Here is a 25,502-nt window from a genome sequence, read left to right as displayed (position 1 = left end):
CATAGCTGATAACGTTGGTCGATTATTTTGACTATTTTTTTTAAAAAAAGGAGGCAGAAAATGGGGATCGCAAAAGTTTGGTTTTTGTTGCTTGGTAGTCTGTTGCTTAGTATTTTAAGTGTTCAAGTAGGATTTGCTAGCGAAAGAGAGGAAATCATCATTGTTGATGATGCGTTTGTCTCAAACTTTAATGGTCAACATGGAGAAGTGATGAAAGAACGAAACAGAGAAAAATTAATTGTAGGAAAATTAAGAGAAGCTTATATGAAATTAGCTATCAGTGATTTGACAGACATAGAAACGATCAAACAGATCCAATTGGAAATGGTGACTACTCATGGCGGCAACCAGTTGTTTTTCCAAGAGGCTTCCAATGAATTGACTAGTGGAGGACAAGCCGGGAGTCAGTGGGATTCTGATACGATCACTTACGACAACAAGCCTAGCGTATTGAAGGATACGAAAACGTATGAAGTCACGCTGCCAAATGGAGAGGCAGTAGTTACGTTAGATATCACTGATTTGATCAAAGAAGCCAAAGCTGCGAATCGTCAAGAAGTGACCATCCACTTTTATACAGAAAAAAGTCTTGATGAATCGATTGCTGCATCCGAACTTTTTTCAATTCGTTCGACAAGAGCGCCCTATGTCAAGATTATACGGACAACTGATGAAGTACCCCAAACCATAGAGGGACATAAGATTGGTAATTATTTCACCAACGCTTCATTACCAGTGAAGTACATGAAAATCAAAACTGATTCGGGGAGTTACTTTGCCGTTAGGGAAAATGGGGCAATTTACACAGTAGAGAATGAACAAGAAGCAGAGACGTTTGCTTTGTATGTGGCAGAACCGATCCACAAAATAACTGGTTCTTTAAAACCGACAGCTCAAATTCAATCAACCACCACTGGTAAATTTCTGACCTTTCAAAACTATTTTTCAGAATCAGATGAACAAAAAAACTATTATCAAAAGAAAGACGAACGCTTTTTATTCAACTTTACCGCCGCATCCGTCAATGATAATGAACGGTTATCCATTCATTATTATCCTGAGTCAAACCGTTATACGATCGCTTCAGATCTAGATACTTTACGAGACGAACCCTCCGTTACTCATTGGTTTTTACATTGGCAGGAAGGAAGCTTAACTGCTAGTCGACAACAAAATCGACCAGCGTACTTTGTTTTTGAAGAAACTGAGTTCTCAGGAGCGCTGATTGTTGACCATGAAATACGTGCAAATCAAGTGTTTGTTCGATGGTTGCCGATCACAAGTGATGATCTGCCAGATGACTATCAATTAAATGTTTCAGCTAAAGTTCAGAAAACAAGCGACTATTTTCAAGCTGTTTTCCCAGTAGCGGATTTGCCTGAAAGCATCGAAGTTACTTATCAGCAGGCAACGTATACGGTAAAAGGAGTAAGTGAAGCTAGATCCTTTACCCATCCAGGTATCCAACTGACCACTGAACATCTCGATCAGATGAAACAACGAATCGCTGAGAAAAAAGAACCCTGGTATAGTGATTATTTAAAACTTAAACAAGGGGTCTCCAATGATCAAAGTGCATTGACATTTATAGATACGCCTTTAGAAGGAGTGGGACGCGGTGCTCCAGAAGGTCATGGCAATATCGGCAAATTTGAAAGCGCCAGCAATGCAGCGTACTTTTTAGCCCTACAATGGGTCATCACAGAAGAGGATGACTATGCACAAAAAGCTAAAGAAATCATTAATGGCTGGTCGCAAACCTTAAAAGTGATTGATGGCCGTGATCGCATTTTGGGCGCTGCGATCAGTAGTTCAAAATTAATAGAAGCAGCAGAGATACTTGCGCATTATCAAGGTGGTTATTCTGGATATACTGCCGAAGATATCAGCCAAACCCAAGAAATGCTTATTAATACTGTGTATCCAGCAATTGAAGATCTAGGGGTTCCGATGTTAGCAAACGGCAACTGGGATACGGCGGCTATGAATGCGATGATGGCGATTGGTCTTTTTACAGATAGTCAACCGATCGTTGAGCGGGCGATCAATCTGTATCAGTCGATTCATATCAATGGATCGATTGCTGTCTATGTCAGCGATACGGGGCAATCGGTTGAAAGTGGACGTGACCAAGCACATGCACAGTTAGGGATCAGCTATTTGGCATCTGTGGCTGAAGCCGCTGCGAATCAAGGGATCGATCTTTATTCATTACATGATTATCGCTTAGTGAAAGCCTTTGAATGGGCTGCCAAGTACAATTTATTTGAAGAGGTACCATTCACCCCCCTCATGAACGTTTTCCAAAACCCGAATCGAGGGTATTGGACCCGGCTAGATAGTGAACGCATCAATCGCGGAGAGTTGCGCCCAATATATGAACAAGTGGCAGCACGCTTTCACGATAGTCCCGTTGATACGACCTGGACAAGCAAAGCTGCTGCAGCAATGCGCGCCCAAGGGTACATCCATAATGATCATTTGAATTTTTCAACGTTGACTTTTTACAATGGCCCGATTTATGAGACTGCGCCAAGCTTAATTTTGCGAATAAGAACACGCTTAGAACCTTGGTATGAAAGAACCTTAACCAAAGTAGACGACGAGTATGTTTATGAAACACGAAATTCTTATTTATCCGCTAACGATGCAAGTCTTCTACAAATCAGTAAAAAATATGTTGAAGCTGATCTTTTCCAACTAATACCTCTGGATGGAGGGAAGGTTGCACTGTGGAACCAATCAGCAAACTGTTACTTGTCAATTACAGATGAAAAAAATGCTGCCGGTGATCAGTTGATCAAAGCAAATCAAACAGAAATTACTGAAAGCGAGACGTTTTCTGTCATGGGAACGGGACGAGGATTTGTTTTTCTGACCGCTCCGTTTTATGAGGATCGAATCATAAAAATCGATCTTTCAGCAGTTGCAAAAGAGCAAGACCCTGAATTGACACTCGTCTTAGGACAAAAACAAACAACTGATGCAAATGCACTTGCAGAAGAAGAAAAATTGCTTTTTTATTACGATTTCTAAATAAAAGAACAAAAAACATTTGCAGCCACCTTGAACAAGTTCCGTTAAAACGGACCAAAGGTGGACAAATGTTTTTTATTGATGATTTTCTTTCAAAATCTGATAGATAAGCTTCTTTAGTGCCTCATTACCTAATTGCTGTGGTAACGGGGCGGAAAGATTCATCTGACTAGAATTTAGATTGGTTTGCGCATTTTCTGCTCGATAGTCAGAAGGGGTTAAGCCATTTTTCTGTTTAAACGTCCTCATAAAATGTTTTGCATCGGAAAAGAAAGCTTGATCAGCTACTTCGTTGACCGATAAATTGGTTGTTGCTAAAAGTGTTTTTGCATAATCAATTTTGATGTTTACCATATACTCTTTGATACCAATTCCCTGTTCTTTTTTGAACAGTCGGCTAAGATAATTGGGATTCAAGCCAAAATGGTTAGCAATATCAGATAAGTGGAGTTCACTTGTAAGGTTGACTCGAATCCACTCGGCAATCAATGCAGTTTTTTTGACATGATTTTTCGCGGTATGTGCCAATTGATTTAGGTAATCATCACAAAGAGCGATCAGTAATAAGGTTAAAGAAAAATCATTCCCCCGTTGTGTGTATTGTTGTCTTTTTCCGTTTGTAAGCAATTGATTAAGCAAAACAACGATTCGTTCGGGATACTTTAACTGGAAACGTTGTGGGAGAAAGATAAAATTATTTAACTCTGTTGGCATCGTTAGTGTTGCTAGATCCTGTAGGCCTTTTTGTAACATAGGCTCTTTTAAAGAAATCGTTTGGTAGGAAGCAATGAAATGTAGCCAGTAAAAATGAACTTCATGTTCAATTGTAGCAGCAGCTTTGATTTTCGCATATGGCGGTATCAAAAAGCATTCGTTTTCCTTGATCAATACCTCTTTTTCGTTGATGGTCAAGGAAACATCGTTTTTTATTGGCAAGATAAGTTCAAAATTTTCGGAATGATGGGTTTCTTTGTGGCGCCATGTTTGATTTTTATTGTTCGAAAACAACCCACTCCATAAATTGAAAATTGGTAGATTTAAATGAATCTGATAGATCATTCGATACTCCTTCATAGCAAAGACATTAGAAAGGTAACTTTCTGACACCAATTATATCGTTTTTTCAGTTATTCAACAATTAGATCCGCATTATAATTGACTTGTATTCATTTTTGAGAAATGACTGGGTGGAAAAAAATGATTATTGGACAGGAGGAAATGGAAATGGAAGACCAAAGGAACACGTTTATTATCACTGATTACGGGGTGTCAACAAATTCAGAAAAAAATCAAACAAAGGCGATTCAATCATGCATCGATGCTTGTCGAAAGGCTGGAGGAGGAGAAGTAATCATACCAGAGGGGGACTATTTGATTGGCTCTTTACGTCTTTATTCAAATATCACCTTACGTTTAAAATCTGGGGCAATCTTAAGGGGAAGCCAAAACTTAGCGGACTATTGTGATTTTCAAGTACCAAGTACGATCAACTACTTGCACGATGAATACTACAAAAAAATTTGGCATTTACCTGAGTATTATTTTTATGCCATGATCACGGCTTTTAAAGAAGAAAATGTGAAGATCATCGGGGAACCTGGATCGTTGATCGATGGTCAAGATACTTTCGACGAAAATGGGGAAGAAGGCTTTCGTGGACCGATGGGGATCGTTCTTTCCCAAATCACGGGGGTTCATTTAGCTGGTTATTGTTTTAAAAATAGTGCTAACTGGAGTCATACGATCGATGGCTGTCAAAATGTCCAAATAAACAATGTAATCATCGAAGCGGGGCATGACGGATTCAATCTACATCATTCCACCAACATTTATGTCCGTGATTGTCATCTAGCATGTGGAGATGACTGCTTTGCTGGGTATGACATTGAGCAGCTGATGGTAGAAGATTGTTTTTTAAATACAGCTTGCAACGCAATGAGGATCGGTGGCGATACGATTATCTTTAAAAACTGTAGGTATCAAGGTCCAGGGCGTTATCCTCACCTTTCAGAAAATACGTATTATACCCATGCCATTTTTAAATACTATGCGATTGAGGCAGATACGATTCAAAAAGATGCCCAAAACATTCGCTTAATTGATTGTAAAATCGCTGACGCAGATAAGTTTCTTGTTTACGAGTATGGCGAAAAGAAACTAATGCAAAATAATCGACCTTTGCGCCAGTTATTGATAGAGAATTGCTCGATTTCTGGGATTCGCAAGACATCAAACTTTTTTGGGAACGGTGAACAGGTCCGATTACAATTTAAGAATCTCAAGATTGATTATACAGGGGAAGCTTGTTTTCTTCGGGTGGACGAAAGTGTTCAACTGGAACTTCAACAAGTGGAATTTTTGAATCCGACGAAGATTGAAATTGGGAAAAACCAGGTGATTGAATTGCAAGGACTTATTACGCAGCGCTTTTTTAAAGGAATCGATCAGTAGGCAGTATACAAATGAAAGGAGACCGTTATATGCAAAAGTTACGCACGGTCGTGTTTGGCGATATGACGATCGACTACTATCAATCCGCCGAATCTGTGGAATGGGTCCTTAGCCCAACTTCTTTGCATCATGAAGTACAGCTACCTAAAAAGACCAAATTTGATTCCTTGATTCAAGCAAAACTGATAGGTGATGATTACCCAAAAGGGTTCAGCACAGGGAGTACGATGCGGAATAGTGCAACAGTCAAAAGCCTTCGATTAGTGAAACAAATCGATAAACAGGAATCGAATAAAAAAGAAATTGCTACCATCTTAGCTGATGATAGAGGAAATCACTATACCCATTATGTAAGCTGGCAGATAGGGTTTCCAGTAATAGAAACTTATGTGACCTTTGAAAATCGGACGAAGATTCCCCAGATGCTTGAAATGTTGGCAAGCTTCTCATTGAGTAATCTTAGTCCATTTTATGATGAGAATCCAATAGGCAATTTGAGCTTGATCCGCTATCAAAGCAAGTGGAGTTTTGAAGGGCGTAAAACCATACAATTGCTTGAAGACTTACAGCTTGAGCCCTCATGGAAGCCGTCTGGTATAGGATTAGAAAAATTTGGGCAAGTGGGTTCGATGCCAGTTAGAGGGTGGTTTCCGCAAGCGGCAATCTATGACAAACAAAAGGATATTACATGGGCAGTTAGTCTTGCGCAACCAGGATCATGGCAGTTTGAAGCGTATCGTCTTGATGAGGATTTTTGTTTGTCGGGTGGATTAGCAGACCGAGATTATGGACATTGGCTAAAAGCTGTTATGCCGGGTGAAGTTTTTGTCACTCCAAAAGCATACCTAACCGTCACTTGCGGGAATGAAGCAATTGCCGCCCAAAGATTAACAAAGATATTGACGTTACCTTTGGCACAAAAACAGCATCCTACGGAAGAGGATTTGGCAATCCAATTCAACGAATTTTGTACATCTTGGGGACGACCAACAGAAGCTATGACTTTGAAAAATTTGGCTGCCTTAAAAGGGAAAGCGATTCAATATTATGTCATTGATGCTGGCTGGTATGCCAATCAACATGGATGGGAACGTAGTCATGGTGATTGGCAAGTAAGTTCGTCACAGTTTCCCAATGGATTAGAGACGGTGATCGCTGCTATCAAGCAGCATGATCTGATTCCGGGCATTTGGTTTGAAATTGAAACAGTCGGAGATCAGTCAGTTGCCAGTACGTTTTTTGAACATCTATTGAATAAAGATGGACAGCCTCTAACCGTCGGCAATCGACGCTTTTGGAATATGCGAGATCCTTGGGTCATTGACTATTTACAAGAGAGAGTAATCAATTTTTTAAAGTACTATGATATCGGATATTTGAAAATCGATTATAATGAAAATTTTGGGATCGGTTTTGATGGGAAAGAATCTTTTGGCGAAGAAAGTCGCTTACAGCTGTTGGCAACACAGGCATTTATTAAACGCATTCAGCAGCAATTGCCTGATTTAATCATCGAAAACTGTTCGTCAGGCGGTCATCGCTTAGAGTATTCAATGATCCAACTGACGGATCTGTCGAGCTTTTCTGATGCTCATGAGGCAATCAGTGTCCCAATCATAGCAGCAAATTTGCATGACCATCTTTTACCGAGACAAAGCCTGATTTGGGCGGTCATTAGAAAGCAAGATTCACCCCAACGGTTGTTTTATTCTTTGATCAGTACCTTTTTAGGAAGAATATGTCTATCCGGCGATATCAATGAGCTTTCCAAAGAGCAGTGGAAAGTGATTGATGATTGTTTCGTCTTTTACGATCACTGTCGTCCTTTGATCAAGGATGGAACGACAACTGTCGTCCGAAGTCAGATTCTTTCCTATCGAAAACCAACTGGTTATCAAATCGTTCAACGGGAACTTGGTGATCAAGCCTTGCTCATCATTCATAACTTTGACCGAACAATGGTTGAACTACCTATGGATTTTCGTACGATTCTTCATACCTGCGGATTTGAGTGCCAGGGAATCCAGCTTCAAAAGAAGAAAAATAAGTGGTACCTTTCTTTTCCTTCTCCCTTAATGGGGTGTGCGATGCTCATTAAGCTTCGTTAGCATTTTCTTTCTATCAAAATTCAATCATTAAATAGCCTTTTAAACTAAGTAGAATAGAGGAAGTGACCGCTCAAAGTTAGACGAAAAATGCTAACTTTAAGCGGTCACTTTCAAATTCTGAAACGAACCAGTTTGGGGGATACATGGTTTCTTCTAATCTAAATGGGGAAGATTCAACACGAACAATGAGTTTCAATCTAACAAAACTTGTTGTGCAAGCGGTAATGGAGCATTTGTCAAACCTTTGGCAACTAATTTGGCGACGGCTGTAGCACCTTGGTCATTCAAATGCGTGTTATCCGTAATGCCGGCTGGATAATTGGGGTGCTGGTTTTTTTCTAAATGAAGAAAATAGGTTTTCGCCTGTTGTGGTTCCAGTGCTGAAAAGAACCGTTGTGTTGCGACAAAAAGATCCAGACAGACCACATCCAAGGAGGTAGCCAAAGCACGCATTGCTTCTGGGTAAGGACCGACTGCCAAAGGATCAAGTTGCTGTTGGTCCACGTAATGCAAACGAGTGATCGAGGTCAATAGGATCGGTGTCGCTTGCTGCTGGCGTGCCGTTTGCACAAAGGTTGCTAAATTATGCTGATATTCTACAGGTGTCGTACCACGACTATCTGTTTTTTGATCGTTGTGTCCAAATTGAATCAAGAGATAATCACCAGCATATAGTTCTTTTTTTGCCTGCAACAAGCGTCCTTCTTCAATGAAGCTTTTGGAGGAACGCCCATTTTTTGCCAAGTTGACGATTTGATGCTGGGGGAGATAGCGTGAGATCTTTTCACCCCAGCCCGTTTCTGGACGAGCGCTAGGCTCTTTGATCGATGCGGTGGAATCACCGACGATGACGATTTTTTCCATTGTCTTTCTCCTAAAATTTGAAGTAGTTGTTGGCGTTTTGATAACAGACATTTTCTACTAATGGTTTTAGCTGACGAAGATCAGCAGGTGCTTCACCACGTACAACGATCTCAGCAAGCCATTCACAAAAGACGCGTCGGAAATATTCATGACGGGTGTAAGACAAAAAGCTTCTTGAATCCGTCAGCATGCCGACAAAGTTAAAGATCACACTGCCGTCTGCGAATTTCGTCAATTGGTGACGCATGCCTGCGCGGGTGTCGTTATACCACCAGCCAGATCCTAACTGCAATTTATTATTGCCTTCTTGCTGGAAGCACCCCATCAAAGCGACGAGTGCATCATAGTCATTGGGATTTAAGGAGTAGAGAATCGTTTGAGGCAAATGGTCCTGCGCATCAGCAGCGTTCAATAATTTCTGCAAGCTTTGAGTCAGTGGTTGATCATTGATGCCATCGTAGCCCGTATCTGGTCCCAAGCGCTCAAACATTCGTTGATTGCAGTTACGGTACGCATGGACATGCAGTTGCATCGTCCAACCATGTTCGTGATACAGCTTCATCAGTTCAACTAGAACATTGGTTTTGAAGAACGAGACTTCGTTTTCCTCCAAAGATTCTCCAGCTAATGCTTTGGCAAAAATTGCTTCAAGGGATAACTGTTCGTCTGCAGCATACACTAAAGTATCCAGCGCATGGTCAGACAAGCGGCAGTGATGCTGGTGAAAGTAGGTTACACGGTCCCGCAAGGCTGTCAAGAAAGCATCGTAGGTAGTGATCGCGTTTTCGACACTCTTTTCGAGTTTGGTAACATAGGTAAGAAAATTTGGATGGTCGATTTGTAACGCTTTGTCAGGTCGAAAGGTCGGCAAGACCCGAAAACGTTGTTCTGTTTGGCTTAATTGGTGATGATAGTGAAGATCATCGACTGGATCATCTGTGGTGCAAACGATCTCGACGTTACTGCGAGCAATCAAAGCTCTTCGGGTAAAGTCTTTTTGCTGCAATTTTTCGTTGCATAGCCTCCACAAAGTTTCGGCGTTTTCTTCAGTAACGGGAAGATCAATCTCAAAAAATCGCTTTAATTCTAAATGGGTCCAACTGTAAAGGGGATTTCCCACCAATTTTGGCACTGTTTGACACCATGCCAAAAATTTTTCATAATCACTGGCATTGCCCGTAATCGCTTCTTCGGGTACGCCACAAGCGCGCATCAATCGCCATTTGTAATGATCACCACTTAGCCATGCCTCGGTGATCGTTTTAAAGGGCCGATCCTCATAGATTTCTTTCGGGTCTAGGTGGCAGTGGTAATCAATAATCGGCAGCTCTTTGGCATAGTCATGGTATAGTGTTTGAGCAATTTCATTTGGCAATAAATAGTTTTCATTTAAAAACATGTCGGACCTCTTTTCTTTGATTATAGTGTCACGCCATTTTTAAAGATGGCGATCTCACGAACGTTGTTGGCTTCATTACGCGTCGGTTTTCCACTGGCAGTATCGATGATCGCTTGAATAAAATCTTCCAGCACGACCTCCATCGGCTCTTCCAACAAGCGACCAGCGTTGAAATCCATCCAGTGGGGTTTCTTATGATAAATCTCTTGATTCGTGGCAACTTTCATGGTCGGCACATAGGCACCAAATGGCGTGCCGCGACCAGTGGTAAATAAGACGAGTTGGCAATCGGCAGAAGCCAGTGCAGAAGCGGCAACAAGGTCGTTTCCTGGACCTTCCAGCAGGCTCAAGCCTGGCTTACGGAGTTTTTCCCCATATTTTAAGACATCGACGACAGCGGAAGTCCCAGATTTTTGGGTACAGCCTAATGACTTATCTTCTAGCGTAGTGATGCCGCCTGCCTTATTGCCAGGAGAAGGATTTTCATAGACCGGTTCACCGTATGCAAGGAAATAATCTTTAAAGTCGTTGATTAGATGGAGAATTTTTTCAAAGGTTGCTTCATCTTGTGCACGCGCCATCAAGACTTGTTCAGCGCCAAACATTTCGGGTACTTCCGTCAAGACTGTACTGCCACCTTGAGAAACTAAAAAGTCAGAAAATGCCCCCAACAAAGGGTTGGCGGTGATCCCAGAAAACCCGTCGGAACCCCCACATTTCAACCCGATCTTTAGCTCACTCAAGGGAACGGCTTCTCGTTGATCCTCTTTTGCTGCTTCCAGTAATTCTTCTAATAAGCTTTCGCCGACCGCAATTTCATCGTCGCTTTCCTGTGCCACCATAAATTTGACGCGCTTTGGATCGTAGTCACCCAGGTTTTTCTTAAACTCGGGAACGGTGTTGTTCTCACAACCTAAGCCAAAGACCAAGACGCCACCGGCATTTGGATGATGCACCGCATCAATTAAAATTTGACGGGTATTTTGATGATCTTGGCCTAACTGAGAGCAGCCGTAGGGATGTTTAAGGATCGTAATATGATCAAAAGTGCCAAGATCCGGATGATTCTTCTTGAAGTTTTCAACAATAATCTCTGCGATGCCATTGATACAACCAACTGTTGGCACGATCAGTAAATCATTACGAATCCCAACTTTGCCGTTTGCCCTACGGTACCCTTGGAACGTCGCAGCCCTTTTTGGATAACGGACGGGATGCAAATCGGGAGCATAGGTGTATGTTAAGGTACCAGAAAGGTTGGTTTTGACATTGTGGGTATGCAACCATTGGCCAGTTTTCACGTCAGCTAAGAGATGTCCAATGGGATAGCCATATTTGATCACGTCTTGTGATTGTGCTAGGTCTTTGAGGGCGATTTTGTGTCCTTGTGGAATATCCTCAAAAAGGGTGATCGTTTGACCTTCAAATGCAAGGGTCGTTTTAGCAGCTAGTGGTTTTAATGCGACTGCGACATTGTCTTTAGGGTGCAATTTCAATAGTTGCGCGGGTGTTTCTGTTAATGTGCTGGACATAAAGATTCTCCTTTATTTCAAACTTGGCTCAGGGGTGTCAATCGACGCAAGTAACTGGCGGGGTCCGTCTTGTTTTAGGCATGCGCACATTTCATTGATCGTCTCTGTCATAAAGCTCAGGTCTGCATGCCAAAGTTGCTCATTTTTCAATAGAGCTGCGATCTGTTCTTCTGCTGGTAATTGTTTCACTTGCTGAAATATGGTTGTCACTAGCTCATCATCTTGAAAGGGTCGTGTGAGATAGAAAGTCAGCAATCCTGCCAGTGCAGCAGTGATTCGTTTTGGTACCTGCTGGTTTTGTTGGACATAACGAATTAAGACTGGTTGAAGACGCGCACGGAATTTTGAGACGCTGTTTAAAGCGATCGATTGCAGCTGATGCTTCACATAAGGATTTCTGAAGCGCTCTTTGATTTGGTCCGCATAAGCTGCAAGCTGTGCTTTAGGCAAATCAAGCATTGGAATCAACTCTTCCTGAAAAAGACCATCCAAAAAGGCTGCAAATTCACGGTCGTTCATTACTTCTTCAACGGTTTCTAAACCCGCTAAAAGACCGAGTGGAACCATCGCCGTATGAGGACCATTTAATAAATGTACTTTTTGTTCACGGTAAGGAGTCATATCTTCTGTCACGATCACATTCAACCCAGCTTCTTGCAAAGGGAGCTTTTCGGCTACGCCGTTTCCTTCGATCACCCATAGCATAAAGGGTTCCGCAGTGACCATTACGGCATCCTCATAGCCAAGAACCTCTTGGTATTGTGCCACTTTGTCGCGAGGATATCCTGGAACGATCCGATCGACTAAGCTGCAGCAGAAGGTGTTTTCTTTTTCTAACCAGTTGACGAAGTCTGATTCCAAAGACCATAATACGGCATATTGTAAGACGATCTCTTTTAGTTTTTCCCCATTCCGATCGATCAATTCACAAGGAATGATCAAAAATCCCTTTTTTCGTAGTTGAAAACGACGATACAAAAGAGCGGTCAGTTTTGCGGGAAAACTTTGGGGAGGGGTATCGTGTAAGGTATCCTCTGGGTGAAACGCAATACCTGCTTCCGTCGTATTAGAAACGATAATCTCAAGTTGCTCGTCTTCGGCTAAAGCAAGATAGTCTTCCCATTGCTGATAAGGATTCAGCACTTGATCAATGGTGGAGACGACTTCAAATGTTTGAGATAAAGCGCCATCGACAAGCCCTTCTAAGATAACGGTGTAGAGATTTTCTTGTTGTGCCAACAGCTCTTTCAAGCCGTGATCAATCGGCTGTACCACAACGGCACTGCCGTTAAAAAGACCTTGCTTGTTCATTTGCTGCAGCTGCCAGTTAAAAAAGCCCCGCATAAAATTGCCTTCCCCGAATTGAATCACTCGGGCTGGATAGGTTTGATGGGGTTGTTCGGTAATTTTTTTCATAGAATCCTCCTTAAAAAAATATATATATGCACACGTTAACATTTTTGCGTAAGCGCTCTTGAAAACAAGAGGCTTACAGCGATTGACGAATGATTAACGAGGTATCAAAGAAATGTTGTTTCTCAACTACTTGATTGGCAAATGCCTGCAACAGCAGGGTTGCTGCCAATTGACTCATTTCATAGACTGGTTTGCGGATCGTTGTTAATGGGGGATACGTATAGGGAGAAAAAGAACTATCATCAAAACCGATGATGCCTATCTCCTCTGGGATCTTTCGTCCTGCTTGATGACAGGCATTGATCGCACCGATCGCCATGTCATCATTGGCGCAAAAAATCACTTCAGGTGGTTCAGGTAAAGCGAGTAGTTGCTGGGCACCCAGCTGACCGCTTTCCAACGAGTAGTCGCCAGCTACGAAGTATTCTTTCGGGCAGACAAGCTGCTTTTCTTGAATCGCTTTCATAAATCCTTTGCGGCGCTCTCTAGCGGAACCAAAGGAAGCGATCCCTTCGATCATGGCGATCTTTCGAAAGCCTTGTTCAAGCACATAGGTGATCATTTGATAGACCCCTTGGGCATCATTACTAGTGACATTCATCAAGGTTGCATCCTGCAATTGACGATTCAAAACGACGATGGGAATGTTTTTCTTTGAAAGAGCAGCGATAAAACCGTCATCACGATCGCTTTGACTCATCACGATCGCTCCATCGAGGCGATTCGGCTCTTCATCAAATGTATCGGATTGCAATAATTCATGAACCGCCAAAGTATATTCGGATGGTAGGGTATCACTGATTCCTTTGATCACTTCGACTAAAAAGCTATCGGAAGTACCAATGGATAGATGAGAAAAATAAAGACCAATGATATAGGATTTTTGATTCACCAGACTTTTGGCATTGACATTGGGCACATAGTGTAAAGATTCAGCGATGGCTGCGATCTTCTTTTTTGTTTCTGGCTTAATTAATGGGCTATCGTTTAGCGCACGAGAAACAGTTGTATGTGAAACACCAGCGACTTTGGCGATATCTTTGATCGTGACCATAGAAAACCTTCTTCCTTTTTGCTTGATTCAAGCATAGCTTGTTCCCACGAGAATGTCAATACACCAAGGATGCACACGTGAAACATTTTTCAAAATAACATAGGAACTTTTTCTGGGATGTGCTAGTATAAAAGAAGATAGTTAGGTAATGGGAGGGAGTCTATGAAATTCTTTTTAAGCTATCATCAAACGTCCAACTTGTTTTATAAAATATTTATTTTGATTTTTCTAATTGGTAGCGCTTTAATCGTTGGGTTTAGTGGGGTCATTTATCATCGAACGTATCAAAACATTCAAGAAACATTTTTGCAAAGTCAACATAATTTGGTCAACCAAGTCAAAGAAAATCTGGATCAAAAAATTCAGATGGTGGAGTATGCCTTTTCTACATACAGTAGCACACAAAGCTTTTCCGATACGATGGAACAGCCGTTTTCTGTGACGAATTATCGACAAGTACGAGAGATCAATTCACAACTGGCTTACATTGGTGTGATGGGGATCGAAAACGCCAGTTACCAATTGGTGAATTTGAACCAGCATTGGAAAATCGAAGAAGGCTCCTTAAAACAGATCGATGATACTGAACTTGCTGCTTTTCAAGCGTTGATCGACAACCAACGCTACTTGTATTGGTTACCAGAAGATGGCTATTTAAAAATGGTGATGACGCTGCCTGTGTTTCGACAGGAAACCACTGCTTTGGGGATCGCTGAAATCCAAGACCATACCATTGCGCAGTTGGTGGCAGATCATGACGATTCCTTTTTGAATATTTTTCATGCTGACGGACAACTGCTTTTCGATAATGGTGAAGTGATCGATTCTGCCTTACAAGAAACAATGATTGCAGCTGCCCACGGCGATGGCATCTTCACTGACAAAGAAAACAATAAGTATGTGGTCACACAATCGGATTACAATCAGTGGTATCATGTGATCCGCCTGGCGCCTGCTAGCGTTTCACAAGCAATCCGTGAATTAAGAAGCGGTTTGATCGTGATTGGCAGTCTTTTGATCATCCTCTTTTTATTAGTATCCTATCGCATTGCGATCGTGGCTACCTCACCCATCAATCGGATCGGTGAGCTTTTAAAGCCCAAAAAACAAGGTCAGAAATTAGAAGTCAATCAGTTGATTTCCGATATCGACCAGGTCTTACATCAAAACCACGATCTCGCCGTCAAAGTCGAGCATCAAAAGCCCGAATTAGAATCCTTGTTTCTATTAAACTTGTTTCGCGGCTGTATCTCAGAAGAAGATATTCACTTAAAACTGTCACAATTTGGGTATGAAGTATCCAAAACAGAACACTTTGCCGTATTACTGATTCAAATCGATGATTTGTGTGGACGAGAAACAGCGACTATTGATATTTTCTTGCTTGCCATCGAGAATCTCGTTTCTGAGATCATTCCAGCAAATTTGCGTTTTCAACCAATCATCTCCAGTCAAGAAACCCAAGGAACGATTTTAAAGCTTCCTGAATCACTTGACCAAAAACAAGTATTGACCTATTGTCAAAAGATCCATCAAGCGGCAAAAGATTACTTGAAAATCAAAATAAGTTGTGGGGTCTCACAATCCTACGACCGCCTCGTAGAAACCAAATTAGCGGTTGATAACGCCAAAGAAGCCTTGCACTATCGAATGAATTTAGGGGAAGAAGTCATTATCTTTTTTGACGACATTGCAGCACAATTAGACAATAATGCGATCGTTCAATACCCTAGAGAAGTAGAAAGCACCTTTTTGGATGCGATGCGTAGTGGGGAACTAGCGACCATCAAAGGGAGTTACACGGAAGTCGTACGGGAAATCATTCATGAAAACAAAAATCCGTTGACGATTGAAAGTGCCTTGTTTAAGTTGATCAACAGTATCGTTCAGCTAGGGCAACTCTTAGGAGCGGATCATACCAGCTTGCAGAATAGTCGTAAAGTTTATCAATCCGTGCTCAATCAAACTAGTTTGTTCAAAGTTGAGCAAATCATCTATCATGAGTTAGTTTTACCTATCGTTGAAACGACACAAGCCAAAACAGATCGAGAAATTCGCTCCTTGTCTGAAAAGATGGTCTTGATCGTACACCAACAATACGATCAAGATCTCTCCTTAGATAGCATTGCTGAACAGCTGCATTATAATGCCAATTACTTAAGTAATGTGTTTAAAAAGGAATTATCCATCAATTTTGCCGATTACTTACAAAACTATCGGTTACAAATCGCCAAAAAATGGTTGCGGGAAACGGATATGACGATCAAGGAAATCGCAGCCAACCTTCAATATACCAACTCTCAAAACTTCATCCGCTTTTTCAAAAAGAAAGAACAGATGACCCCTGGAGAGTATCGCAAACGATCCAAAGACTAAAAGAAAAAAAGCGCTTTTTGATCGTTGATCAAAAGCGCTTTTTTCTTTGCTGCCTGTTGGTTACCCTTTGACGGAACCAACCATTGCACCTTTCACGAAATACTTCTGGACAAATGGATAGGCGATCAACATTGGCAGAGTCGCAACGACGATCACGGCCATTTTTACGGATTGTGCTGGGGGGACAACATCGACACTAGCGGCATCAGCGTTCATCCCGCTGGAGACGATCACGATTTGTCGAAGGAGCACTTGGATCGGCCATTTCGCTGAATCATTGATGTACAAGATCGCTGATTGATAAGTATTCCAATAACTAACAGCGTAGAACAAAGAGATCGTCGCAATCGATGGTAAGGAAAGGGGTAAGATGATACGGAAAAAGACGCCCCAATCAGAGCAACCATCCATTTTTGCGGATTCCTCTAAACTATCAGGAATCCCTTGGAAAAAGTTTCTCATAATGATCATATTATATGCACTGATGGCGCTCGGTAAGATCAATGCCCAGAGAGAATCGATCAAGCCGAGGCTTTGTACCAAAATAAAACTTGGGATCATCCCACCGCTAAACAACATGGTAAATACGACAATAAAGTTGAAGATGCCGCGTCCATGCAAATATTTTCTCGAAAGAGCATAGGCCATAAAAGAGGTCAAGATCATTGAAAGAACCGTTCCGACGATGGTCACGAAAAGGGAAACACCAATACTCGTAAAAATCGTGGGTGTCGAGAGAATATACCGGTAAGCATTTAAGCTAAATTCACGTGGAATAATGATAAATGTTCGTGTCGCGATCTCAGAAGAAGAAGCAAAGGAGCTTCCGAGAATGTTTAGAAAAGGTAAGAGACACGTTAAGGTGAAGAGTAGTAGAAAGCCAATAATAAATCCTTGAACGACCCGTTCACTTTTCGGGCGGTTCGTTTTTTTCAGGGTTTGTTGCATAGAAAAAACCTCCATCTTTTTTTACTTAAATAGGTACTTCCAACGTATCATGAGGCGGGGACAACGTATATAATCACTTTTACATGTTAAAAAATTCACAATAGTTATAAACGTTGATAAATCAAGGGTTTTCCAATTCGATTGAGAAATAATCCTAAAAAATGTATGCCTTTTCAAAGCTGAGAAAATGATTATATACGTTATCTTTTTTTCACGCTACCATGGGACTATCAAATCAAAAAAATTCGGAGGAACAAGTATGGAAACAAAAGTTGATAATTACTTCTCACCACTTAATGAAGAAGAACAGCGGCTGCGGCTGAAAAAGAAAAAATGGGCGCAAATCAGAAAAAATCGTGCCCTCTATATTATGGTATTGCCGGGGATTTTATATTTTCTTATTTTCCGTTACATACCGATGGGCGGTTTGGTCATCGCTTTTCAAGACTACCAACCATTCTTGGGGATCCTAGGAAGCCCCTTTGTTGGCTTCACTCATTTTATTCGGCTCTTTACTGAAGATACCTTCGTGATGTTGATGCGCAATACACTGATCATGTTTTTCTTAAATATCACGATTTCTTTCCCTTTTCCTATATTATTGGCACTTATGCTAAATGAAGTAAACAATCGCCGTTTGAAAAAAGGGATTCAAACCATCATTTATTTGCCTCATTTTATGTCGTGGGTCATCGTTGTTTCCATCTTCTATGTTTTATTAACGACAGAAGGTGGTGTAATCAATAACATGATCGAAAGTCTTGGTGGCGAACGTATCCCGTTTCTAACAAGCCGCACGTGGTTGCGTCCAATGTACATTTTCCAAGATCTTTGGAAAGGTGCCGGTTGGGGGACGATCGTCTATCTAGCCGCTATTACTAATGTTGATGAACAGCTTTATGAAGCTGCGGATATGGATGGGGCTGGCAAGCTACGAAAAATGTGGCATATCACATTGCCTTGTATTCGTCCAACGATCGTAACCTTATTGATTTTAAAGATCGGTTCGATCTTAGATATGGGCTTTGAGCATATGTTCTTGTTGATGAACTCAATGAACCGTGAAGTTGCCCAAATCTTTGATACCTTTGTCTATACCGCCGGGATTCAAAATGGTCAATTGAGTTACTCGACAGCTGTTGGGCTGTTTAAAGGACTTGTTGGCTTGATCCTCGTTATCTTTGCGAATCGTTTGGCGAAAAAAATTGGCGAAGACGGGATTTATTAAGAAAGAAGGGATCACATGACGATCGAAAAGATCACGAAAATCAACGAAGGATTACTCGCATTTTTGACGCTGATCGCACTTCACTTTCTTTGGCTCAGTGTGACTCTCCTGGGAGGGGTCCTCTTTGGCATTGGCCCTGCGTCGTATGCCATGATGAAATATTATGATCGCTGGCTTCGTCTTCATGAACGACCACCTTTGATCAAAAGTTTTTTCTACTATAGTAAAGAACGGTTCCGACAATCGGTGCTGATCAGTTGGTTGTTTCTGATCATTGCAGCGATCGTGATCACCAACATATTTGCGCCATTTCCATGGTTTATCCAAGTAGCGAATGTCCTCTTTTTGATTGCGTTTCTCTTTTTATTCATGCACGTGTATACCGTCATGGCAGCCACCAACTTTGTGAACGTGTTTGAGATCCTGCGGGGGAGTGCGTTGTTAGGTTTAGGCTATCTGCATTATTCGATCATAAGTTGGACGATTTTGATCGTTGGCTATTTAGTCCTGGGCAGTTATTTCTTGATCGGCCTCTTTTTGATGGGTAGCAGCTTAGTTGGTGGTGTTTTTGCCCTTGCTGGTAAAAAAATTCTTCAAGATATCCACCCAGTTGAAACAGATCAGGTGGTTTCAAAAACGGCATCGACTACGGAGCAAACCGTTTCCAGCAAAGGAGAGGAGGTCATTATCTAAAGAAAACGGCTCAAAGACTTTTACTGGTCCGCAAACAAAACGGTTACTAGAGAACACCTGAAAATAGCAAGACAAGCTGAACCCTCATGAAATACAGCCGGTAAAACGGATTCATTCAAATAGCTCTATGAATTGAGGAGACTACAATAAAAGGAAGTATCGTACATGAAGAACTATTCGGAAATTGCTTTGAACACATTATTTGAGCGCTATGACTACTTATGCAAAGAAAAAATTTATCACGGAAAATGGTCCTATGACATCGGGGTCGTTTTACAAGGCGTGAAAGAAGCCTATGAGCAAACTGGTGACAAACGCTATTTCGACTATATCCAAAACACGATGGATTTTTATATTGACGAAGACGGTTGTATCAAAAACTATCAGATGGATGCGATGAATATCGATTACATCAATAATGGCAAATGTTTATTCTTACTATACAAAGAAACAGGTGCTTCAAAATACAAGATCGCCTTGGACACGCTGTATCAACAATTACAGCAGATGCCAAGAACAAGCGAAGGCGGGTTCTGGCATAAAAAAATCTATCCTTATCAAATGTGGTTAGATGGCTTATATATGGGGGCCCCATTTCTAACAGAATACGCACTGACATTTGAGAAAGAAGAAGCATTGGAAGATGTAATCAAGCAATTCACCTTATGCTTTACTCATACCCTAGATCCAAAAACGGGTCTTTTGTATCACGCGTGGGATGAACAAAAAGTCCAGCCGTGGGCAGATCCTGAGACCGGTTGTTCAAAAAATTTCTGGGGACGATCAATGGGATGGTTCATGATGGCTCTCACAGATACGATGGTGCTATTAGGGGAATCAGAGCAGAAGAATCCATTAGAAAAAATGTTTGTCTCCTGTCTAGAAGCTCTTGCTAAAGTAAGAGATCCCCAGAAAAAAGTGTGGTATCAAGTCTTAGATAAAGGCAGTGAGCGTGGGAATTATTTAGAAGCATCCGCTTCTTCAATGATTTGTTACGCAACAGCGAAAGCAGTCAAAGCAGGGATCATCGATCAAAAATGGCAAGTGTTTGCCCAAGAGACCTATCAAGGATTGCTTGATGAGTTTGTCTTTTTAACAAAAGAAGGCTGGTTGAATCTGATCAGAAACTGTGAAGTTGCTGGTCTTGGTGGCCCAGATGATCGGGATGGTACGTTTGTTTACTATATCAGTGAACCCGTTATCACGAATGATTTCAAAGGATACGGTGCCTTTTTACAAGCGAGTTTACTGCTGCAACCACTAATGGAGGAAGGAAGCAAGAAATGAATATCCAATTGACTACAGCTGATTTACAAGAAAAAGAAGGTCTGTTGACAGAAGCGATTCAAGAAAAAATTGATGAATTGCATCAACAAGGAGGAGGCAGAATCACTTTTTCCGCAGGACGCTATCCGACAGGAGCGCTCTTTTTAAAAAGTAATATTGAACTGCACCTACTATTGGGGGCGACCCTAGTATTTTCTGATGATCCCAAAGACTATCCCGTCGTTGTGTCTCGCTGGGAAGGGGTCAAACGGGAAGTTTATGCCTCTTGTTTATATGCCGAGAATGCGGAAAATATCGCTGTCACAGGACTAGGAATGCTTGATGGACAAGGGCAAAGATGGTGGAACACCTTTCGGGAAAACCGTGAACAGCTTGCTTATCCACGACCAAAATTAATCAGTTTTGACTCTTGCCAGCAAATTACGTTGAAAGATATCCGTCTTGTCGATTCACCAAGTTGGACCGTCAATCCGATTCTTTGCCAAGATCTAACGATCGATAATCTTCGCATCAAAAATCCAGCGGATTCGCCAAATACGGATGGGATCGATCCTGAATCTTGTAAAAATGTCCGCATCAGTAACTGTCATATCGATGTTGGTGATGATTGTATCGCCATCAAATCAGGAACGGAGGACACCAAAGAACGGGTCGCTTGTGAGAATATCACGATCGTAAATTGCCATATGCTTTATGGGCATGGGGCAGTCGTTCTAGGTAGTGAGATGAGCGGCGATATTCGTAATGTCACCATCAGTAATTGTATTTTTCAAGATACCGATCGTGGGATTCGGTTGAAATCCCGTCGGGGACGTGGCGGAACGATCGAAGATATTCGAGTGAATAACATTGTGATGGATAATGTTATCTGTCCATTCACTTTAAATCTTTACTATTTCTGTGGACCGAAAGGCAAAGAAAAGTATGTTTGGGATAAAAATCCGTACCCGATCACCGAGGAAACCCCTCATTTTCGGAGAATCCATTTTGCAAATATCTCGGCTCGGAATGTTCATGCGGCCGCTGGGTTTGTTTATGGCTTGGCTGAACAATTTATTTCAGATATCACTTTCCAAGATATTGCTGTCTCTATGGCTGAACACCCAATTCCAGGAAAGCCTGCAATGATGACAGGTATCGAAGAGATGACAAAACAAGGCTTTTATATTGGCTGTGGACGGAATATTCAGTTTGATCGTATCAATTTGGAAGGCGTAACTGAAGCGTTCCATATCGAGAATAGTCGGGAAATCACCGTCACACAATCATTTGAGAATCGTCAGCCTCTGGCACTTCAAGGAGATTTTTTGTGAGGGATCCTCAGTTACTACAGCTGCTAGGTCCTGATATGAAAGTTGCACCACAAGTGGTTCAGCAAACAAAAGAGCAAGTGCAAAATTATACCTTGGAACATTTACTTCTACGATTAAATCAAGAAGAGGATGTCCCTGCATACTTTGCTTATCCTAGCTCTCAGCAACCTGTTCCACTCGTTTTGTTCAATCATTCTCATGGCGGCGACTTCACGATGGGGAAAGAAGAACTACGACAAAGTCCGTGTTATATGCAAAAAGAAAGCCTATTCGCGACATTTATGAAGTTGGGCGTCGCCGTTGGGGTGATCGACATGTGGGGCTTTGGCGAACGAAAAAACGGTGAGAATGATAGCTACAAGCGGTTTCTGTTGCAAGGCAAAACATTATGGGGACAACGAATCTATGACAATCAACAGTTTTTGACCTATCTTGCTTCCCGCAAAGAAGTGAAACATTCCGCTATCGCCACATTGGGACTTTCTATGGGCGGCTTGATGAGCTGGTGGTTGGCAGCGCTAGATGAACGGATATCAGTGGTGGTGGACATGGCAGCACAAGTGGACTATCAAGCATTGATCGAAGAGGACCGTCTAAGCAAACATGGGTTTTACTATTATGTTCCTAATGTGTTGAAAGACTTTACGACTGCGGCCATCCAAAAACAGATCGCACCACGCCCCCGTTTGAGTTTGGTTGGCAAAGAGGATCGTGGCTGCCCCTCAAGCGGCGTCGCTCGTTTGGATCAGCAGCTCGGGCAGCATTATGAAGCAATAGGCTACAAGGAGCATTGGCAGGCGTGTTGCTTGCCAGGCGGTCATGAAGAAACCAAGGAGATGAGAGCGCAGTGGATCGAATTTCTAAAACAGCACCTCCTATCAAGCTAAAGGTTAGTAAAGAGCCGCAAAAGGGTGATTTTACGAGTATCCAAGCAGCCGTGCTGGCTGCTGAAGCCTTAACAGCACCTTGTGAAATCACGATCGCCTCTGGCGTGTATCAAGAACAGGTGAAAATTTATAAAAACCAGCTTACGTTGATCGCGGAACCTAACACGTTCTTATGCTACCACTTGGCTGCCGAGCAAACCGATGAAAAAGGGCAAAAAAGAGGAACGTTTCAAACAGCGACGCTCTTTATCAATAGCCGAGAAGTCTTTGTAAAAAACCTGACCATCATCAATGACGCAGGGTATGGGCAAGCAGTCGGGCAAGCAGTTGCCGTCTATATCGAAGGGGATGACATTCGCTTCGAACGCTGTCATCTCGATGCTTTTCAAGATACCTTGTGCCTGGGTCCATTGCCAAAATATACCAAAGAAGGCGAACCAATGATCAGTCCTTGGCGAAAGACAATCTTTGACCAACAACAGAGTTTGTTTTTGCATTGCAGGATCAGTGGAACAGTCGATTTTATTTTTGGCGGTGGTTCCGCCACCTTTGAAGAGTGTCGCTTGCATTGTAAAAATACACCACAAACGAACTATGTTACTGCTGCCTCAACCAGCAAACAAGCAAGCGGGTTAACCTTCGATCGGTGCCGAGTGACAGGGGACAAAGCCTATTACTTAGGCCGTCCTTGGCGTAATGACGCCAAAGTCACCTTTTTATCCTGCTGCTTTGATCAACAGCTCGCCCCTTGCGGATGGTCTGATTGGGGAAAAACAGCAAGCCACCAAACGGTCACATTCACGGAGCGAATGTGTTGTTACCAAAGAAGTCCCCAACGTCCTGAATGGGTGACTCTTGAAGGAGTGATAGAAAAATGAGCAAGGCAAAATGGTCTGGCTGGATCGGGATGGTTCTCGCTCTGGTGTTTATGGGCGGCTTTTCCTTGGCGATCAATCAAATGACTGTCCAGCAGTTCGAAGAGATCTTTCAACGTGCGTTTCCCACTATACTGAATCAAATGACGGCAGAAGCAGCATTGGCGCAATTTCAAACACTCGGCGCTTGGTTTGGCTTCACGCTGTTGGCACTCCTGATATTGGTTTCAGTGGCGACGATGCTTGTTCGCTATCGTAATTATCGAAAGCAATCTTGTGCTATTTATTTTTTGACTGGTGTCGTGACATTGATTGGTAGTCAAATGATCGCTTTTCCGATTGCCTTTTGTTTCTTTTTAGCGGCGGGTTTTTGTTTTCTCCATCGCGATGACGGACACAAGAAAAAAACAACGGACGCAGTCAGCAAACAAGGAGGGGTTGCATGAAGGCAATAATCAATAATCCGATTTTAAGAGGGTTTCATCCTGATCCGAGTATTTTAAAAGTCGAGGATACTTATTATTTAGCGGTTTCTTCCTTTGAGTGGTTGCCAGGAATTCGGGTCTACTGTTCTCAAGATCTAGTCAATTGGTCCCATGAAACAGATATTCTGACCAATCAAGTGGATTTATTAGGCAACGCAGCAAATTGCAGCATTTGGGCACCGCAAATCAGTTACGCAAACGGACAATACTATTGTGTCTATACAAATGTTCGCAACACGACACGCCCCTTCAAAGACTGTCGAAACTATCTCATCACGGCTCCTACCATTCATGGGCCATGGAGTGAGCCCATTTACTTAAATGGTAGTGGCTTTGATCCGTCCTTGTTTCATGATCAAGAGGGGCGTATCTGGTTATTGAATGCGCTTTGGGATTATCGTAAGGATACACCAAATAAATCGGTGGGGATCGTGCTCCAAGAATACTCTGAAGCACAAGGGTGCTTGATCGGTGACAGAGTGCCAATTTTTTCTGGAACCCAGCTGGCGAAGACTGAAGCACCGCATCTTTATTACCACAATGAGTGTTATTACTTACTGACGGCAGAAGGAGGAACGGGTGCAGGTCATGCGGTAACAGTTTGTCGTAGTAAAACCATCACTGGACCTTATGAAGTAGATCCGCATTTTCCCATGATGCGTGCCTATCAGCGCGAAGATTCCCCTTTTCAATGTACAGGTCATGGCAGTTTGACGATTGCGCCATCAGGAGAATGGGTCATGAGCTATTTGATGACTCGGCCAGTAGAAGGGGCAGCGATCCTTGGACGAGAGACAGCACTCCAAACTGTCTATTGGGATCACGAAGGATGGCTGCGTCTTAGCAATAACGATACGATCCCAGATCAAACCATCAGGCTCGCTAGCGACGCTCAGAAGCAAAGGGCATCACCTGCTGTTTTTATTGATGACTTTAAAGGATCGTTGCAAAAAGCATGGAACGGTAGACGACTGCTGCCCAATGAAGAGTGGTGCAATCTGAGTGAGCGACCAGGGTATTTGCGATTGATCGGCGGAGAATCGATGCAATCGAACTTTCATAAGCACTTATTGGCGATTCGTCAACAAGACTTTTGTTTTGAAGCTGAAACAGTGATGGAATACCACCCCCAATCGTTCAATCAGATGGCTGGATTGTCGCTTTTCTTAAATGAAGAAAACTATTTGTTTTTCTACGTAACCTATGATGAAAAAGAAGACAAGGTCCTTCGGTTGCTGCGGTGTTGTGAAGGAGAATTTCACTTGTTCCCAGATAAATTGCCCCTCGCTGCTGCAAGTGAGCCGATTGGATTGAAAGTAGTCGGTTCTTATCTAGAAGCCCAATGGTTCTATCGGCAATCACAAACGTGGCATCCCTTTAAAAAGCAAAACATCCAGTTCTTGTCTGGTGGTTTTACGGGGAATTTCATTGGAATCAGTGCCCATGATTTAGATCACTTTGGCAAAAGCTATGCCGATTTTGAATATTTTACGTATCAAGGGAAAGATCCGCTCGATGATGGCTCCCTAAAAATAGAGAAAGAAGGTTAA

Annotated in this window: 19 protein-coding genes; 12 read left to right on the top strand and 7 right to left on the bottom strand. The window is 42.2% G+C overall.

Features of this window, described 5'->3' with window-relative positions:
• The first annotated feature begins 60 nt into the window (after positions 1-60).
• A complete protein-coding gene (locus IGI77_RS10520) occupies positions 61-3,036 on the top strand; it encodes an alginate lyase family protein (RefSeq protein WP_438769994.1) in 2,976 nt (991 codons plus the stop codon).
• 75 nt (positions 3,037-3,111) lie between these two features.
• Here IGI77_RS10520 and IGI77_RS10515 read toward each other — a convergent pair whose 3' ends face one another.
• Entirely contained in the window at positions 3,112-4,095 is a 984-nt protein-coding gene (locus IGI77_RS10515; protein WP_325845015.1) for an AraC family transcriptional regulator, read from the bottom strand.
• A gap of 165 nt (positions 4,096-4,260) precedes the next feature.
• On the opposite strand from IGI77_RS10515, the gene IGI77_RS10510 reads away from it, so the two are divergent.
• Together IGI77_RS10510 and IGI77_RS10505 are read left to right on the top strand one after the other, a co-directional pair.
• Positions 4,261-5,487 carry a glycoside hydrolase family 28 protein gene (locus IGI77_RS10510; protein WP_395997844.1) on the top strand — a complete coding sequence of 409 codons (1,227 nt, stop codon included), beginning with the start codon at positions 4,261-4,263 and terminating at the stop codon, positions 5,485-5,487.
• Between the two features lie 29 nt (positions 5,488-5,516).
• Positions 5,517-7,595 carry a glycoside hydrolase family 36 protein gene (locus IGI77_RS10505; RefSeq protein WP_438769992.1) on the top strand — a complete coding sequence of 693 codons (2,079 nt, stop codon included), beginning with the start codon at positions 5,517-5,519 and terminating at the stop codon, positions 7,593-7,595.
• A 192-nt stretch (positions 7,596-7,787) separates the two neighbouring features.
• On the opposite strand, the gene IGI77_RS10500 is transcribed toward IGI77_RS10505, so the two are convergent.
• The 5 genes from IGI77_RS10500 to IGI77_RS10480 form a co-directional block, all read right to left on the bottom strand.
• Positions 7,788-8,459, bottom strand: coding sequence for a rhamnogalacturonan acetylesterase (locus tag IGI77_RS10500; RefSeq protein ID WP_438769991.1), 672 nt, complete (start codon positions 8,457-8,459; stop codon positions 7,788-7,790).
• A gap of 10 nt (positions 8,460-8,469) precedes the next feature.
• On the bottom strand, positions 8,470-9,858 hold the full coding sequence (gene uxaC / locus IGI77_RS10495) for a glucuronate isomerase (RefSeq protein WP_438769989.1): 1,389 nt from the start codon (positions 9,856-9,858) through the stop codon (positions 8,470-8,472).
• Positions 9,859-9,878: 20 nt separating this feature from the next.
• A complete protein-coding gene (locus tag IGI77_RS10490; RefSeq protein ID WP_015509921.1) occupies positions 9,879-11,390 on the bottom strand; it encodes a UxaA family hydrolase in 1,512 nt (503 codons plus the stop codon).
• 12 nt (positions 11,391-11,402) lie between these two features.
• Positions 11,403-12,806, bottom strand: coding sequence for a tagaturonate reductase (locus IGI77_RS10485; RefSeq protein ID WP_438769988.1), 1,404 nt, complete (start codon positions 12,804-12,806; stop codon positions 11,403-11,405).
• Between the two features lie 73 nt (positions 12,807-12,879).
• Positions 12,880-13,860, bottom strand: a complete 981-nt coding sequence (locus tag IGI77_RS10480) for a LacI family DNA-binding transcriptional regulator (RefSeq protein WP_005229927.1) — start codon at positions 13,858-13,860, stop codon at positions 12,880-12,882.
• Between the two features lie 162 nt (positions 13,861-14,022).
• On the opposite strand from IGI77_RS10480, the gene IGI77_RS10475 reads away from it, so the two are divergent.
• Entirely contained in the window at positions 14,023-16,236 is a 2,214-nt protein-coding gene (locus tag IGI77_RS10475) for an AraC family transcriptional regulator (protein WP_438769987.1), read from the top strand.
• A gap of 60 nt (positions 16,237-16,296) precedes the next feature.
• Here IGI77_RS10475 and IGI77_RS10470 read toward each other — a convergent pair whose 3' ends face one another.
• On the bottom strand, positions 16,297-17,184 hold the full coding sequence (locus tag IGI77_RS10470; RefSeq protein WP_015509917.1) for a carbohydrate ABC transporter permease: 888 nt from the start codon (positions 17,182-17,184) through the stop codon (positions 16,297-16,299).
• A 259-nt stretch (positions 17,185-17,443) separates the two neighbouring features.
• On the opposite strand from IGI77_RS10470, the gene IGI77_RS10465 reads away from it, so the two are divergent.
• From IGI77_RS10465 to IGI77_RS10430, 8 genes are all read left to right on the top strand, one after another.
• Complete coding sequence (locus IGI77_RS10465; RefSeq protein ID WP_005229934.1) at positions 17,444-18,412, top strand: ABC transporter permease; 969 nt, start codon at positions 17,444-17,446, stop codon at positions 18,410-18,412.
• A gap of 15 nt (positions 18,413-18,427) precedes the next feature.
• Positions 18,428-19,105 (top strand): YesL family protein, encoded by a 678-nt coding sequence (locus IGI77_RS10460; RefSeq protein WP_438769986.1) that lies wholly within the window; start codon positions 18,428-18,430, stop codon positions 19,103-19,105.
• A gap of 165 nt (positions 19,106-19,270) precedes the next feature.
• Positions 19,271-20,392 carry a glycoside hydrolase family 88/105 protein gene (locus IGI77_RS10455; protein WP_151195047.1) on the top strand — a complete coding sequence of 374 codons (1,122 nt, stop codon included), beginning with the start codon at positions 19,271-19,273 and terminating at the stop codon, positions 20,390-20,392.
• The gene (locus IGI77_RS10450) at positions 20,389-21,705 is read left to right on the top strand and encodes a glycoside hydrolase family 28 protein (protein WP_438769985.1); all 1,317 of its coding nucleotides are present in this window, start codon (positions 20,389-20,391) and stop codon (positions 21,703-21,705) included. The genes IGI77_RS10455 and IGI77_RS10450 overlap by 4 nt, the downstream gene beginning before the upstream one ends.
• The gene (locus IGI77_RS10445) at positions 21,702-22,592 is read left to right on the top strand and encodes a dienelactone hydrolase family protein (RefSeq protein ID WP_005236484.1); all 891 of its coding nucleotides are present in this window, start codon (positions 21,702-21,704) and stop codon (positions 22,590-22,592) included. Before IGI77_RS10450 ends, IGI77_RS10445 begins: the two co-directional genes overlap by 4 nt.
• Positions 22,553-23,470 (top strand): pectinesterase family protein, encoded by a 918-nt coding sequence (locus IGI77_RS10440; RefSeq protein ID WP_438769983.1) that lies wholly within the window; start codon positions 22,553-22,555, stop codon positions 23,468-23,470. Before IGI77_RS10445 ends, IGI77_RS10440 begins: the two co-directional genes overlap by 40 nt.
• Positions 23,467-23,913, top strand: a complete 447-nt coding sequence (locus IGI77_RS10435) for a DUF4064 domain-containing protein (protein ID WP_151195050.1) — start codon at positions 23,467-23,469, stop codon at positions 23,911-23,913. Before IGI77_RS10440 ends, IGI77_RS10435 begins: the two co-directional genes overlap by 4 nt.
• The gene (locus IGI77_RS10430) at positions 23,910-25,502 is read left to right on the top strand and encodes a glycoside hydrolase family 43 protein (protein ID WP_270275774.1); all 1,593 of its coding nucleotides are present in this window, start codon (positions 23,910-23,912) and stop codon (positions 25,500-25,502) included. The genes IGI77_RS10435 and IGI77_RS10430 overlap by 4 nt, the downstream gene beginning before the upstream one ends.

The organism is Enterococcus sp. DIV0213h (assembly GCF_051711285.1).
Classification (GTDB): domain Bacteria; phylum Bacillota; class Bacilli; order Lactobacillales; family Enterococcaceae; genus Enterococcus_D; species Enterococcus_D casseliflavus.
This window is presented reverse-complemented; position numbering and strand designations above follow the sequence as displayed.